This window comes from Pantoea sp. Cy-639, from assembly GCF_011752525.1.
Classification (GTDB): Bacteria; Pseudomonadota; Gammaproteobacteria; order Pseudomonadales; family Pseudomonadaceae; genus Aquipseudomonas.
Genome location: NZ_VWXI01000005.1, coordinates 45,243 through 59,869, shown reverse-complemented (window position 1 = coordinate 59,869; position 14,627 = coordinate 45,243). Strand labels below are relative to the sequence as shown.

At 62.9% G+C, this 14,627-nt stretch carries 12 protein-coding genes; 4 read left to right on the top strand and 8 right to left on the bottom strand.

All coding sequences use genetic code 11. The features are described from left to right. Positions 1-31: 31 nt before the first annotated feature. On the bottom strand, positions 32-1,417 hold the full coding sequence (locus F3J43_RS08035; RefSeq protein ID WP_166884499.1) for a heavy metal sensor histidine kinase: 1,386 nt from the start codon (positions 1,415-1,417) through the stop codon (positions 32-34). Further along, positions 1,414-2,088 carry a heavy metal response regulator transcription factor gene (locus F3J43_RS08030; protein ID WP_166884497.1) on the bottom strand — a complete coding sequence of 225 codons (675 nt, stop codon included), beginning with the start codon at positions 2,086-2,088 and terminating at the stop codon, positions 1,414-1,416. Before F3J43_RS08030 ends, F3J43_RS08035 begins: the two co-directional genes overlap by 4 nt. A gap of 269 nt (positions 2,089-2,357) precedes the next feature. Here F3J43_RS08030 and F3J43_RS08025 point away from each other — a divergent pair, with 269 nt between their 5' ends. Further along, positions 2,358-2,561 carry a hypothetical protein gene (locus F3J43_RS08025; protein WP_166884495.1) on the top strand — a complete coding sequence of 68 codons (204 nt, stop codon included), beginning with the start codon at positions 2,358-2,360 and terminating at the stop codon, positions 2,559-2,561. 67 nt (positions 2,562-2,628) lie between these two features. On the opposite strand, the gene cmoB is transcribed toward F3J43_RS08025, so the two are convergent. From cmoB to F3J43_RS08010, 3 genes are all read right to left on the bottom strand, one after another. Next, on the bottom strand, positions 2,629-3,585 hold the full coding sequence (gene cmoB / locus F3J43_RS08020; protein WP_166884493.1) for a tRNA 5-methoxyuridine(34)/uridine 5-oxyacetic acid(34) synthase CmoB: 957 nt from the start codon (positions 3,583-3,585) through the stop codon (positions 2,629-2,631). Further along, positions 3,582-4,325 carry a carboxy-S-adenosyl-L-methionine synthase CmoA gene (cmoA, locus tag F3J43_RS08015; RefSeq protein WP_166884491.1) on the bottom strand — a complete coding sequence of 248 codons (744 nt, stop codon included), beginning with the start codon at positions 4,323-4,325 and terminating at the stop codon, positions 3,582-3,584. Before cmoA ends, cmoB begins: the two co-directional genes overlap by 4 nt. An 89-nt stretch (positions 4,326-4,414) precedes the next feature. Then, positions 4,415-4,807, bottom strand: a complete 393-nt coding sequence (locus F3J43_RS08010; protein ID WP_166884488.1) for a protease inhibitor I42 family protein — start codon at positions 4,805-4,807, stop codon at positions 4,415-4,417. A gap of 124 nt (positions 4,808-4,931) precedes the next feature. On the opposite strand from F3J43_RS08010, the gene F3J43_RS08005 reads away from it, so the two are divergent. From F3J43_RS08005 to F3J43_RS07995, 3 genes are all read left to right on the top strand, one after another. After that, positions 4,932-6,092, top strand: a complete 1,161-nt coding sequence (locus F3J43_RS08005; protein WP_166884486.1) for an alpha-xenorhabdolysin family binary toxin subunit A — start codon at positions 4,932-4,934, stop codon at positions 6,090-6,092. A 22-nt stretch (positions 6,093-6,114) separates the two neighbouring features. Next, positions 6,115-7,113: an alpha-xenorhabdolysin family binary toxin subunit B gene (locus F3J43_RS08000; RefSeq protein ID WP_166884484.1), complete on the top strand. Its 999-nt coding sequence runs from the start codon at positions 6,115-6,117 to the stop codon at positions 7,111-7,113. A gap of 61 nt (positions 7,114-7,174) precedes the next feature. Then, the gene (locus tag F3J43_RS07995; protein ID WP_166884482.1) at positions 7,175-8,119 is read left to right on the top strand and encodes a hypothetical protein; all 945 of its coding nucleotides are present in this window, start codon (positions 7,175-7,177) and stop codon (positions 8,117-8,119) included. A gap of 33 nt (positions 8,120-8,152) precedes the next feature. On the opposite strand, the gene lon is transcribed toward F3J43_RS07995, so the two are convergent. The 3 genes from lon to F3J43_RS07980 all read right to left on the bottom strand — a co-directional run bounded on the left by lon (position 8,153) and on the right by F3J43_RS07980 (position 14,543). Next, on the bottom strand, positions 8,153-10,576 hold the full coding sequence (lon, locus tag F3J43_RS07990) for an endopeptidase La (RefSeq protein WP_166884480.1): 2,424 nt from the start codon (positions 10,574-10,576) through the stop codon (positions 8,153-8,155). A 177-nt stretch (positions 10,577-10,753) separates the two neighbouring features. Beyond that, positions 10,754-13,165: a glucose/quinate/shikimate family membrane-bound PQQ-dependent dehydrogenase gene (locus F3J43_RS07985; RefSeq protein ID WP_166884478.1), complete on the bottom strand. Its 2,412-nt coding sequence runs from the start codon at positions 13,163-13,165 to the stop codon at positions 10,754-10,756. Between the two features lie 31 nt (positions 13,166-13,196). After that, on the bottom strand, positions 13,197-14,543 hold the full coding sequence (locus F3J43_RS07980; RefSeq protein WP_166884475.1) for a carbohydrate porin: 1,347 nt from the start codon (positions 14,541-14,543) through the stop codon (positions 13,197-13,199). Positions 14,544-14,627: the final 84 nt, after the last annotated feature.

Below are 14,627 nucleotides of genomic sequence, written 5' to 3'. Positions count from 1 at the left end.
CTGGTGGGAGCGGGCTTGCCCCGCGCTGTTTCTACTCGGCCTTGAAGACCAGGGTAAACCGCGTCGGCCCTGCGGCCTGACTGCTCACTTCGACGCGCCCGCCATGCAGTTGCATGATCGACTTCACGATCGCCAGTCCCAGCCCGGTCCCGCCCTCCAGGCGCGAGCGTCCGGAACCCACTCGGTAGAACCGTTCGAACAGGTGTGGCAGGTGCGCCTCGGCGATACCCGGTCCCTGGTTCTCGACCCAGATCATCACCAGGTTGCCAGCGCGCTCGATGCCCATGATCACCGATTGGCCTTCAGGGCTGTGGCGGATGGCGTTGCTCAGCAGGTTCGACAGCGCCCGCTGGAACATCAGGCGTTCAACCAGTGCCGTGCCCCAGCCTTGCAGCTCGAGGGTGATGTCCTTGAGTTCGGCGCTGAAGGCGAACAGCTCGCTGACCCGGGCCGCTTCGTCGGCCAGGGCCAGGGGCAGCAGTGCCACCTGGGTCTGTGGCTGGCTGACCTGGGCAAGGAACAGCATGTCGTTGATGATGCGGTTGAGCCGGGTCAGTTCCTCGACGCTGTCCTCCAGCGCTTCGCGGTAGCGTTCGCCGCCGCGTTCCCGAGCCAGGGTGACCTGGGCCTTGCCCATCAGGTTGCCGATAGGGGTACGCAGCTCGTGGGCCAGGTCATCGGAGAACTGTGACAGTTGTCGCACGCCCTGGTCGAGGCGGTCGAGCATGACGTTGATCGCCCGGGCCAGGTCGGCCAGCTCGGTTGGCAAGCCACTGTCGGGCAGGCGGTGGCCGAGGTCCTGGGCCGAGACCTGCCCGGCGATCCGGCGAAAGTGCCGCAGCGGGCGCAGGCCACGCTGCACCAGTTTCCAGGCGGCGATGCCGATCAGCACCAGCAGCAGCGGCAGGGCCAGCAGGGTCGAGTGCAGGTAGGCCTGTAACAGGCTGTTGTCGTCGCTGCGGTTGAGCGACATCAGCACCTTGACCACGGTGTCGTCGCGCAGGCGCATCAGCCGGCTGGCTGTGAGGATCTGGTTGCCGGCGTCATCGCGCCATTGGTAGAAGGCCAGCCGTTCATCGGCGCCCAGCGTCAGCAGGGACTGTGACTGCAAGGCCGGGCCCAGGCTCAGTTGTGCAGGATGCCTGGCGCCGGTCGCCATCACGCTGAGGCTGAGGTTGTCGTGCCCCATGACCAGGTCGAGCAGGGGGTGGGCACGGGCGACCAGGTCGTCGCTGCGCAGGTCGACCCGCAGGTTGTGCTCGACCTGTTGCATCTTGCGCGCCAGGTCTTTGCGTGCACGGCTGTCCAGCTCGTGGTCGAGGGCGAACACCGCCAGGCAGGCCAGCAGCAGCACCAGCGCCGCTCCCATCAGGGTGGCGCTCAGGCCGAGGCGCAGTGACAGGCTGGCGCGTTTCAAGCCCTGGCCTCGAGGACGTAGCCGACACCACGCAGGGTATGGATCAGCTTGTCTTCGAACGGGTCGTCGATCTTCGCCCGCAGGCGGCGGATCGAGACCTCCACCACGTTGGTGTCGCAGTCGAAGTTCATGTCCCAGACCAGCGAGATGATCTGCGTGCGTGACAGCACCTCGCCGCTCTGGCGCATCAGCAGGTGCAACAGGGCGAATTCCTTGGCCGTCAGGTCGATGCGCTGGCCGCCACGCCAGGCGCGGTGACGGCCGGGGTCGAGCTCGAGGTCGGCGACCTTCAGCGTGCTCGGTTGCAGGTGCTGGTCGTTGCGCCGCAGCAGGCTGCGGATACGGGCCAGCAGCTCGGGGAACTCGAAGGGCTTGAGCAGGTAGTCGTCGGCGCCCAGGTCCAGGCCCTTGACCCGGTCGGCCAGACGGCCATGGGCGGTGAGCATCATGATCCGCGTCGAGGATTCGGCGCGCAGGCGCTGCAGCACGCCCCAGCCATCCAGCTCGGGCAGGTTGACGTCGAGGATCACCAGGTCGTAGGGCTGTTGGCGCGCCAGGTGCAGGCCATCGGTGCCGGTGTGGGCGCAGTCGACCACATAGCCGTTTTCGCGCAGTCCTTGTTGCAGGTAGTCGGCGGTACGGGGTTCGTCCTCGATGATCAGTAGGCGCATGTTCGGGCTCGTCTCGATGAAAGGGGGCGATTCTCGACCCTGTAGTGACATCAGGGTCAAGCGCTGGGGATGTTACTGGATACGACTGACGGTAAGACGAGGATTGCGGATTTGTAATCTGGGGGTCATGTGTCTGATAGGCATGGTCTCATCGCGGGCTTGCCCCGCGATGCGGTTGTCTTGCAGGACTGTAATGTCCGCCTCACCTTGGCGTTAGCTGCGCCTTGCCATGATGGCCCTGTCGAAACGGTTATCACGAGGCAAGCACGATGAACCCGAGCAAATACCTGCTGCTGGCGGTCCTCGCCCTGGGCAGCACCAGCGTCTTCGCCGAAGGTGGCGCAGAGCGTTCGAAGCAGTTCTGGCAGGCGTTCCGCGACGACCAGGCACGCCTGCACGGCGACAAGCAGCAGGCGCTGGTAGAGCGTGAGCGCAAAGCCGAGGAGAAGGCCCGTGAGGTGGCCAAGGATTGAGTGACACGCCTGCGCCGCGACAGCTCCCCGGCGCAGGTGGATTCGGGCGCCCGTACGGGCGCCTTTTTTATTTGCGCGCCAGCAAGGTCGCGCGGCGTGGGGCGGGCAGCCCCTCGATGGTCTTGCCGTGGTCTGCAGGGTCGAGGAAGTCGCCCAGCGACTGGTAGCGCATCCACTCGGTGCTGCGCTGTTCCTCGACGCTGGTGACGCTGACGTCGACGCAGCGCACATCGCTGAAGCCGGCGCGGCGAAGCCAGCGCTCCAGCGCTGGTACCGACGGCAGGAACCACACGTTGCGCATCTGTGCGTAGCGGTCCTCGGGCACCAGTACCTGGTTCTCGTCACCCTCGATCACCAGGGTCTCCAGCACCAGCTCGCCACCTTTGACCAGGCAGTCCTTGAGCGCCAGCAGGTGCTCGATGGGGGAGCGGCGGTGATAGAACACACCCATGGAAAATACCGTGTCGAAGCCTTCGAGGTTAGCCGGCAGGTCTTCCAGGGCGAACGGCAGGTGCCAGGCCGGTAGTTCCGGCAGGTACTGCTGTACCGCCTGGAACTGGCAGAAGAACAGCCAGTTGGGGTCGACACCGATGACCATGTCGGCGCCGGCGCCGAGCATGCGCCACTGGTAGTAGCCATTGCCGCAGCCGACATCGAGCACGCGCTTGCCCTCGAGGTCCAGGTGCGGGACGACCCGCGACCATTTCCAGTCCGAGCGCCATTCGGTGTCGACGTGCACGCCGAACAGCTCGAACGGCCCCTTGCGCCAGGGCGACAGACCCATCAGCGCCTGGCGCATCTGGGCACGGGTGGCGTCGTCGCAGGCGCAGTCCAGGCGCAGGCCATCGACCAGGTCGACGTCGCTGGGCGTCAGTCGCGGCAAGGCGTCGAGGGCACCGCGCCAGCGATCGAGGTCGCCATGGCCCTTTTCCAGCTTGGCTTCGAGTTGCGCCTGCAGGCCCTGGGACCAGGTGGCAAGGGGCGTGCCCGCCAGGCGGCGGACGAGGGGGGACAGATCGATCATGGCAGGGCTATCAGCGAGGCGAAGTTGAGGCATTGGAACCAGGGCACGACCTTGGAGAAACCAGCGGCGCGCAGGCGTTCCTGGTGCGTTTCCAGGGTGTCGGGCTTCATCACGTGTTCGATGGCGCTGCGCTTCTGGGCGATTTCCAGTTCGCTGTAGCCATTGGCACGCTTGAAGTCCAGGTGCAGGTCGTTGAGCAGTTGCTGTTGCTGGTCGTCGGCGAAGCGCAGCTTCTCGGAAAGAATCAGCGCGCCGCCGGGCAGCAGGGCCTGGCGAATGCGGCTAAGCAGTGCCAGGCGTTGTTCGGGAGCGATGAACTGCAAGGTGAAGTTCATCGCCACCACCGAGGCGGGCTCGAAGGGCAGGCTGAGGATATCGGCCTCGACCACTTGCACCGGCAGCAGCTCCTGGAACATCGAGTCCTGGGCGGTGAGGTACTGGCGGCAGCGTTCGACCATGGCCGCGGAGTTGTCCACCGCGATCACCCGGCAGCCATCGCTACGCACGTGGCGGCGCAGGGCCTGGCTGACCGCGCCCAGCGAGGCGCCAAGGTCGTACAGTGCCGAGTGGGGCTGGGCGAAGCGCGCGGCCAGCACCCCGAGGTTCTCGACGATGGTCGGGTAACCGGGCACCGAGCGCTTGATCATGTCCGGGAACACTTGCACCACGTCCTCGTTGAAGACGAAGTCGGGCACCTGCTCCAGGGGTTGGGCGAATAGGCGGTCGGGTTGTTTGCTCACGGTGGGTCCAGGCGGCTGGCAATCTACAGGGGCGGCATTCTAGCCAAACCGCGGCGAGCTTGCATGGCCGGCTGACCAGTGCCGTGGCTTCACTGCACCCGGACGGCGCAATCGAAGGTCTGTACCGGAGACTCTTCCGGGGCCCAGGGTTGCTGGTAGACCAGGATCAGGTGGCTTTCGCCTGCGGCCTTGGCCTGGAAGCGCCAGGTGGACTGGCCGCCGCTGCCGACGATGCCGGACGCTTCAGGGCCGCTGTAGACCTCGGGGCCGAGGCTGCGAAGGATCTCCGAGGCCGGGTTCTGCACCAGCCAGCGGTAGCCGGTGGTGGGGTTGCTGGGCAGGGTGAGGGTCAGGGACTGGCCGACGACCAGGTGCGTGGGGCATTCGCTTTCGCCGTCGAGTGCGACGGGGTGCTGGGCCTGTTGTGCGCAGGCGGTGAGCAGGGTCATGGCTAGCGGAACTAATGCGAGGTGGGATCTCATGGTTTCTCCTGTGAGAGGTTGGATGTGCAGATGTAGGAGGAATTACTGCCAACTGCAAGCCTTTGTTGGTGAGCTTTAGCTTTGTATCACCAAGCCATTCCGGTTTGGATACAAGGAGAAGCACATGAGCTTCAACAACGCGCAGTATGAAAAAGTTGCGGATGAGGCCACGACCCATCCAGGCACACTGGTGAACGCCATGGCCGAGCGTGATGGCGAGGCTGCAGGCGGCCTGACCCTCACCCGCGAGCACATCATCACCATCAACGAATATGCCAATTTTGCCTTTGCCTTGCCCGTAACTGCGGCAAGTGTCGAGCAGTGGCTGGGCTATCGAAAGATCGATGAACCTGAACTGGCTCCATCGTCCATGGGTACTTTATTCACCGACCTGCGCCGACACGCCGGTAGCTGGACGAAGTTGTCCGATACCAGCAAGGCGCTTTCCAGCCAGCTGGCCTCTACCGCGAACTTGATCAACACCACGGGAAATCGCATCGTCAAGGTGTGCGAGAACCTGAGTTTCCTCGAAGAAGAAGAGGCCTGGGAAAACCTCGAATTCAATGAACCCATCAGCCTTGGGGACAAGGACAAGCGAGTGGTCAGACGACTGAGCGCTTATATGGCGATCATCAAGGAAGACGTCGCGCAGTATGCCACGCGCGTGGCTGACGTGAAGAAAAGCAGTGAAGTGTTCCGAAATACCATCACCACACGTTTATTGCCAGCGGTGGGAAACAAGGACAGGGCACTGAAGCGTAAACAGCAAGATGGGCTAGTCGAGCGGCTTCGGAAAGAAATCAAAGACTATGACACGGATATCGCTGAGTTAAAGAAAGAGTACGACAAGTACTTGAGTGCCGGCTTGTCGGGATTGGCTGGCGGGCTCATCGGTGCCGCTATTGGTGACACGATCTACGGCATTAAAGCCGAGAAGGTCCGTAAAGAGCGGCTGCGCCTGGAAAAGAAGCGAAAGATAGCAGCTGCCCAACTGAAGGCTCGCGAGAATCTGGAGGGACGCATCAAGGAACTGGTTCAGTTTGTGGACGACCTTGACGCGCGTCTGCGTGAAGTGGGGACGTCGGCCTCTCATCTGCAATCGGCTTGGGCGAGTGTAGGTGTTTATATCGACACTTCGATCAAGGTACTGGCAGATATTACTGATGGCCAGGAACTATGGATCTTCATTACCCATTTCATGCGTTTTCTCGGGCAGTGGGAGCGTATTGAGACTACCTCGCTGCAACTGAACCGTGTTTTTGATGATGCCCTGTCGGCACGTTGATCAATATTCCAAGGCAATGACCATGAATACTAATGTTACCTACCTGACTGCTACTGTCCAACAACCAGAACTTGACCCGGTTCTCAGCGCTGCCGCCGCGTTCATGCTGGAGTGGCAGCGCGGCCACCTCAAGCCCCTGCCGACGCTTTATCGCTCGCTCGAGCGGCATGCCTATCAATTGAATGATGCGTCGAAAGAAATGATGGCTGCTGCCCAAACGTCAGAAGCTTATCTGCGGACCACAAACATGGGGCGAATCATTCAGCGAGCTGAAGTGCGTGGTGTGACGCCATCTGTCATATCGTTGGTTCAGTCAACGATCAATACAGTTCGGTCAAACCTGACGATCCAGACTGCCGAGCTCAAGAGTTCGCTCAAGCATGTATCGGCACTGCCTGTGCTCGATGCTTCTCGTGACCAGGCACGTCTGCTTCAGGAACAGGCGAGTGTGCAGACCATCCTCGCAGCCCGCAACGCCGAACTTGAGGTCGAGTCAGCGAAGCTGGAGGCGATGCAAGCGGCCTTGGCAGCGCTGGAGGCCATTGATGTCGAGGTCAAGTTCGACGGCATGCTGCCCACCCCTGAACAGCTGGCGGCACTGGCACTGCCGGGAGGGCAGGCGGCAGTTCTGGCCGAGGCCGCGGCCAAGGCGCTGAAAGATCTGGAGAAAGCGATCGGGCAACTGATCGGCAATCTGAACTACGGCCGACTGCAAGACGAACGTCGACAGCAGGCTGGCACGGTAAGGACTTTAAAGCAGGAGATTGCTGAGGCTGGCCAAGCCCTGAGGCAGTGCCAACTGCAGCTCAAGGCCCTGGAAATCATCCCTTCGCTGCTGGAGATGCGTAGTGGCTGGATGGCGGCGGTGAATGTGCTGATCGTGGCCATGGAGGGCTTCGGCAATCGATTGAGCATGGCCAAGCCAAAGGATGTAGAGGCCTTGCGAGATATCGAAGCGGTGTTCACTGCACTCCTGGCTTACCAGCGCAGCGTGATCAAGCAGATCAGCGATGCATTTTGATTCTTGAGTAGCCTGACCTTCGTCCGTGATGGCGCAGGTCAGGCTAGTGGAGTGAATGTCTATGAGAAGCATGATGCTGACGCCTGAATGGCAGATCGTCCAGGCGATGGAACAGAGGGTGCAAGCCCTGCGCAAAGAAGAGGCGGATGAAGAAAACCTTCTCAAGGTCGCGGTCACCGAACTGGATGCTTATGCCAGGACACTCGGTGGCTTACCACGTATTCCCGTTCTTTTTGAAGCATGGGCAGGTTATACGGCTGTTTCCGAATGGGTGCTGGAGCCTCGGCACATGGCACCGTTATTTTCCAAGCTAACGAAACATGCCATAAAATGGTGGGTGCTGCGAAAAAGCGGAGAGGTGTTGGGTAAAGCGCTGGTTGTTCATACTCAATCAGTCGCGCAGTTAGGTGCCCAACTAGAGAAGCTTGCGTCATCTCTGGATATGCTCGAAATCCGGGGGGCGGGATGGGAGCAGTTTTTAAACAGCGAAGAACGGATGTTGAGTGAGGGGGACCTTGCGTGCGTCGCGAAAATGCTTGGGCAGCTATTAACCCTGCGTCTTGAAATCTCGCTGTTCGGTGAATTGGTTGCTGGTTATCTGAACGCTATCGGATCATTTCGTGAGACGTACCGGCGTGATTTGCAAGCAGAGTTGAAACGGGCGCGAGCGGCGCTTGCCAAGGCCAAATTTCATGACTACAAGAAGTCTTATCCAGTCGTTATACCGCCCAATAAAGTACAGGTTATTACTCGCCCGGGCCTGGAAGCGCTCAGGCATGTATTGGGCGCGGATGCTTTTCAAGTTGAAGGGGTACTTGGAAGCACCGAGCGCTTGCACTCGGCCTGGCAAGTAATAGATACGTATGCCGAGAGCGCCAGTAGTAATTTGAAGCGTGTGAGCAGTCAGCGCGAACTGGCACTGTTCATGATCTATTTCGAGCGTTTTCTGGGGCAGTGGCAGCAGGTCGGGAAACAGTCGAAGAGGCTGCGTGATGCATTTGCCTGAGAGGCAGAGAGGGGCGTTAGCCCCTCTCTTCGTTCAGTTGAACAACACCTTCGCCACGTCGGCGAAGCGTTTGGCGAAGTGCACGGTCAGCCCTTCCTTCAGGTAGTCTGGCAGTTCCGCAAAGTCACCGCGGTTGGCCTCCGGCAGGATCAGCTCGAAGATCTTCTGTCGCCGCGCGGCGATCACCTTCTCGCGTACACCGCCAATCGGCAGCACCTGGCCGGTCAGGGTCAGCTCGCCGGTCATGGCCACACCTTTCTTCGGCGCCTGGTCGCGGGCCAGGGACAGCAGTGCGCTGGCCATGGTCACACCGGCGCTGGGGCCATCCTTGGGCGTCGCGCCCTCGGGCACGTGCAGGTGGATGAAGGCCTCGTTGAAGTAGCCAGGGGTACCGCCGAACTGCTTCAGGTTCGAACTGATGTAGCTGTAGGCGATTTCAGCCGACTCTTTCATCACGTCGCCCAGTTGCCCGGTGAGCTTGAGGCCGCGATTGAGGCTGTGGATGTGCGTGGCCTCGATCGGCAGGGTGGCACCGCCCATGCTGGTCCAGGCCAGGCCGGTGATCACACCTTTGCCGGCCAGCACCTGCTCGCTGCGGAACACCGGCATGCCGAGGGCAGGCTCGAGGTCCTTGGTGCCGATCTTGAGTTTCGCATCCGGGTTTTCCAGCAACTTGACCACCGACTTGCGCACCAGCTTGCCCAGCTGTTTCTCCAGCTGGCGCACGCCGGCTTCGCGGGCATAGCCCTCGATCACCGTGCGCAGGGCACCGTCGCTGATGCTCAGGCTGGTCTTGGCCACGCCGGCCTTGTCCAACTGCTTGGGCCACAGGTGACGCTTGGCGATGGCCAGCTTCTCTTCGGTGATGTAGCCGGACAGGCGGATCACTTCCATACGGTCGAGCAACGGGCCGGGGATCGAGTCCAGGGTATTGGCGGTGCAGACGAACAGCACCTTGGACAGGTCCAGGCGCAGGTCGAGGTAATGGTCGAGGAAGTCGACGTTCTGCTCCGGATCGAGGGTCTCCAGCAGCGCCGAGGCCGGATCGCCCTGGTAGCTCTGGCCCATCTTGTCGATCTCGTCGAGCATGATCACCGGGTTCATCACCTCGACTTCCTTCAGCGCCTGTACCAGCTTGCCTGGCTGGGCGCCGATGTAGGTGCGGCGATGGCCCTTGATCTCGGCCTCGTCGCGCATGCCGCCGACGCTGAAACGGTAGAACGGCCGGCCGAGGGATTCGGCGATGGACTTGCCGATGCTGGTCTTGCCGACCCCGGGCGGGCCCACCAGCAGCACGATGGAGCCGCTGATCTCGCCCTTCCAGGCGCCGACGGCGAGGAACTCGAGGATGCGCTCCTTGATGTCGTCAAGACCGGCATGATGGCGGTCGAGGACCTTGCGCGCGTGCTGCAGGTCGAGCTTGTCGTCGCCATAGATACCCCAGGGCAGGGCGGTGGCCCATTCCAGGTAGTTGCGGGTGACGGCGTACTCCGGCGAGCCGGTCTCGAGGATCGCCAGCTTGCCCAGTTCTTCGTCGATGCGCTTTTTCGCCTGCTCGGGCAGGGTCTTGCCTTGCAGGCGCTGCTGGAACTGCTCGAGGTCGGCGCTCCGGTCGTCCTTGGTCAGGCCGAGCTCCTGCTGGATGACCTTGAGTTGTTCCTTGAGGAAGAACTCACGCTGGTGCTCGCCGATCTGCCGGTTGACCTCGGCGGAGATCTCGTTCTGCAGGCGGGCGACCTCGACCTCCTTGCGCAGCATCGGCAGGACTTTCTCCATGCGCTTGAGCATGGGCACACAGTCGAGCACTTCCTGCAACTGGTTGCCGGTGGCAGAGGTGAGCGCGGCGGCGAAGTCGGTGAGCGGCGAGGGATCGTTGGGGCTGAAGCGGTTGAGGTAGTTCTTCAGCTCTTCGCTGTACAGCGGGTTGAGCGGCAGCAGCTCCTTGATCGCGTTGATCAGGGCCATGCCGTAGGCCTTCACCTCGTCGGTGGGCTCGGCCGGCTGGCGCGGGTACTCGACCTCGACCAGGTACGGTGGGCGATGGTGCTTGAGCCAGGTGCGAATGCGTACCCGGGTCAGGCCCTGGGCGACGAACTGCAGCTTGCCGCCTTCGCGGCTGGCATGGTGCACCTTCACCAGGGTGCCGTATTCGGGCAGGGCCTTGGTGTCGAAGTGGCGGTGGTCCTCTGGCGGGGTATCCATGAAGAACAGCGCCAGGGAGTGGTGCGGGGTCTTGGCCACCAGGTCGAGGGTTTCGGCCCAGGGCTCTTCATTGACGATCACCGGCAGCACCTGCGCCGGGAAGAAAGGGCGGTTGTGGATCGGGATCACGTAGACCTTGTCCGGCAACTGCTGGCCGGGCAGGGCGAGGTGGTGACCGGTGCCGGCCGCGCTGTCGCGAGGGTCGATTTCGCTGTGTTCGTCGGGGCGTTCCGGGAAATCCTGCTGGTCGCTCATGGGGCACCTGCGTGAATGACTATGGTGCTTAGATGGGGCGGGTCTGGACAGGTTTCAATGGTAGACGAAGGGCGTGTTCAGGCAGGGACCGCTGCGCCGGCAAGGCCGGCTCCTGCAGGTATTGAGCTACCCCTGCAGGAGCCGGCCTTGCCGGCGAAGAGGCTGGGTCAGGCGGGTTTACTCAGCCAATTTGTAAGCGATGATGTAATCGCCCATGCGGGTGCCCAGCGAGCCATGGCCGCCGGCGACGATCAGCACGTACTGCTTGCCGTCCTTGCCGGTGTAGGTCATCGGCGTGGCCTGGCCACCTGCCGGCAGGCGGGCTTTCCACAGCTCCTTGCCGTTGTTCACGTCATAGGCGCGCAGGTACTGGTCGAGGGTGCCGCTGAGGAAGCCGACGCCGCCGGCGGTGACGATCGAGCCGCCCATGCTTGGCACGCCAACCGGCATGCCGATCGGCACCGGGGTGCTGTCACGGGTGGTGCCGTTCTTGTGCTTCCACACGACCTTGTTGGTGAACAGGTCGATGGCCGCCACGTAGCCCCAGGCCGGGGCCTGGCACGGGATACCGATCGGCGACATGAACGGGTGCATGGTCACCGCGTATGGCGCGCCGGTGTTCGGCTGCACGCCGCTGGTCTCGCTCTCGCGCTTGCTGCCGGCGGCCACTTGCTCGCGTGGAATCATCTTCGACACGAAGGCCATGTAGTTCGGCGAGGTGAACATCAGCTGGCGCACCGGGTCGACCGACACGCTGCCCCAGTTGAACACGCCGACGTTACCCGGATAGATCAGGCTGCCCTGCTCGGATGGCGGGGTGTACTGGCCTTCGTAGCGCAGCTCGCGGAACTGGATGCGGCAGAGCATCTGGTCGAACGGCGTGGCGCCCCACATGGCCTTCTCGGTCAGCTCTGGGCCGAGCAGGTTGAGGTCGGAGCGGGCCTGGGTCGGCGCGGTGTGGTCGCCCTTGACGGCGCCTTGCGGTACCGGGATCTCGCGGATCGGCACGATCGGCGTGCCGTCGCGGCGGTCGAGCACGTACAGGCTGCCTTGCTTGGTCGGCACGATGACCGCAGGCTTGACGCCGTCATCGGTCTTCAGGTGGATCAAGGTCGGCTGGCTGCCGACGTCCATGTCCCACAGGTCGTGGTGAGTGAACTGGTAGTTCCAGCGCGCCTTGCCGGTGGCCAGGTCCAGGGCGACGATGCCGGCGCTGTACTTCTCGGCGCCTGGCGTGCGGTCGGCACCCCACTGGTCGGGGGTCTGGTTGCCCAGCGGCAGGTAGATCATGCCCAGGTCTTCGTCGACGCTGGCCAGCGACCACATGTTGGCCGAGTTGCGGCTGTACATCTTGCCATCAGCCAGAGGCTTGGTGTCGTCCGGGTTGTTGCTGTCCCAGTTCCACACCAGGCGACCATCGTGCACGTCATAGGCGCGGATCACGCCGGACGGTTCGTTGGTCGACTCGTTGTCGGTGACGTGACCGCCGATGATCACCAGTTCACGGGTGATCGCCGCCGGCGAGGTGGAGTAGTAGCCACCCGGGGTGAACGGGCCGATGCCACGGGTCAGGTCGATGGTGCCCTGGTTGGCGAAGCCTTCGCAGACCTTGCCGGTGTCGGCGTTGATGGCGATCAGGCGGGCATCGGCGGTCGGCAGGTAGAGGCGGCGCGGGCAGGCCTGGGCCACGGCCTGGCCGGCGTCGCTGACCTTCGGTGCCGGGCTGCCGTCACGGCTGACGTAGCTGTTCTCGTCATAGTACGAGACGCCGCGGCAGGTCATGTGGGCGAAGCCCTTGAAGGTCCCTACCGGGCTCTTGATCTGTGGGTCGAAGCGCCAGATCTCGTTGCCGGTGTCCGGGTCCAGGGCCAGTACCCGGCCGTGGGCGGTGCACGCGTAGAGCATGCCGTTGGCCTTGAGCGGGGTGTTCTCGTTGGTCAGCTCGACCGGATCGTTCTCGGTCGGCAGGTCACCGGTACGCATGCGCCAAGCTTCTTCCAGGCGATAGGCATTCTGCGGGGTGATCTGGCGCAGTGGCGAGTAGCGGTCACCGTGCTCGGTGCGACCGTAGGCCTGCCAGTCTCCGTCCGGCATGTCCGGCGCGGCGCTGGCCATCTCGCTGCTGTCGCGGCCCAGCTCGCCGAACACTTCGCCCGGATGGGTGAACTGGCTGCCCAGGGCGCTGGCGCCGGAGGCGACCACGGCAACGCTGAGCAAGGCGGTGTTGATCTTCGCGGCCGGGCCGATCAGCGGGCGGCGCGCCCAAGGCAGCAGCAGGACCACGCCGATGGCGAACCAGATGGCCAGGCGTGGCACCAGTTGCCACCAGTCCAGGCCGACTTCCAGCAGGGCCCACACCGTGCTGCCCAGCAGCACCAGGCCATAGAGGCCCAGGGCGATGCGGCGCATGGCCAGCAGCAGGATGCCGGACAGGGCGAAGCCGATACCGGCGATCAGGTAGTAAAGTGATCCGCCCAGCTGGCTCAACTTGATGCCGCCGGCCAGCAGGGCCAGGCCCATCAGCAGCAACAGCACGCCCATCAGGCGTGGCAGCCAGCGGGTTCCGTTGTTGGCACCTTCAGTGCTCATCGTAGGTTCTCCGTAGTGTGGAAGGGTCGGGTTAGAAACTGCTCTGGATCTTCAGGCCACCGATCAACGCGTCGTCGACGTGCGACACCCCGCCTGGATGGCGGATGTACTGCAGGTTCGGGCGAACGGTGAGCCAGTCGGCCAGATGGATGCCGTAGTAGAGTTCGGCGCTGTATTCGGTGTCCTGCACGGGCAGGAATCCGGGGTTGTCGTAGTCGTCGAGGTTGGCGACCTGGTTGTGCAGGCGGGCGTTCTTGCGGTAGCCGGGATTGACGTGCACGCGGGCCAGGGCGAAACCGATGTCGTCCTTGGCGCGGGCGTCGAAGGGCCCTTTGTAAACCACACCGGCCTGAACATAGTTGTCAATGGCATTGGTCTTCTTGTCGTGCACCGTGGCGTTGGCGAACAGGCTCAGGCCGCGCGACTGGTCCGATGCCAGCGAAGTCACCTGCTGCTGGGCGCCGAACCACATGCCATGCTTGCTCGAACTGCTGCGGTAGGCGGCGCCACTGATGGCGGCCGGCTGGCCGTTGCTGTCCTTGAGAACATCCTGTGCCTTGGCATTACTGTAGTAGTAGCCGGCGCGATATTCCCCTTTCAGGCCATCGATCCGTGGACTCCATACCAGTTCCACTGGCATCACCGCGCCCTGGGTGCCACTGCCGCTGAGCTTGAAGCCGTTGCCGCTCTCCAGGTTCGAGGGGTTCTGCTCGAACACGCCGACCTGCGCGTAGAGCTGGTCGGTGAGGTTGTAGCGCACGCGTAGCGCCCACTGGCTGACCGGCCAGTTGTACCAGATGCCTCCGACCCAGTTGCCGACCTGGGAGCCACAGAACGCCAGGTTCTGGAAGTCGCAGGGGAAGCTGTTGAAATCCTCGCCTTCGCCGAAGCGGCCGAATTTCACGTCCAGGGCGCCGTCGAAGTACTTCTGCTTGATCCACATCTGGGTGATTCGCCAGGTTTCGCCGCGGCCCCAGACTTCCTGGGCCGAGGTGAAACCACCGACCCGCGGATCATTGATGCGGTCGTTGCTGATGTTGTCGCCGTGGCGTTCGGTGAGGGTCAGTTGGAACTCGGTGTCGTGCCAGCCGAGGATCTTCTGCAGGTCCATGTTCACGCCGAAGGTGAACTGGTCGCTGTAGCGCGCAGTGCGGTCGTGGCTGTAGCCACCGTGCAGGTTGCTGCCCATCTCGCCGGTGTAGCCGAGGGTAAAATCGTAGCCTTTTTCCAGCAGTTCGCTGCGGGTTCCGCCCCAGTCGCCGAGCATCCATGGCGAATCCTTGGCGAACATTTCGCTGGCGCCGGTGGTAGGGGAGAGGCCGCCGAGCAGGGTGGCGAGGGCGAGTCCGGAGTAGCGGGTCTTGGGCAGTCGGAGCATGAGATAGCGCTGTCTTTTGATTATTGAAAAAACGGCAAGCGCAACGAAGCGCGGGTCTTCGAAGGGAATAGGTCGCAAAGGGTG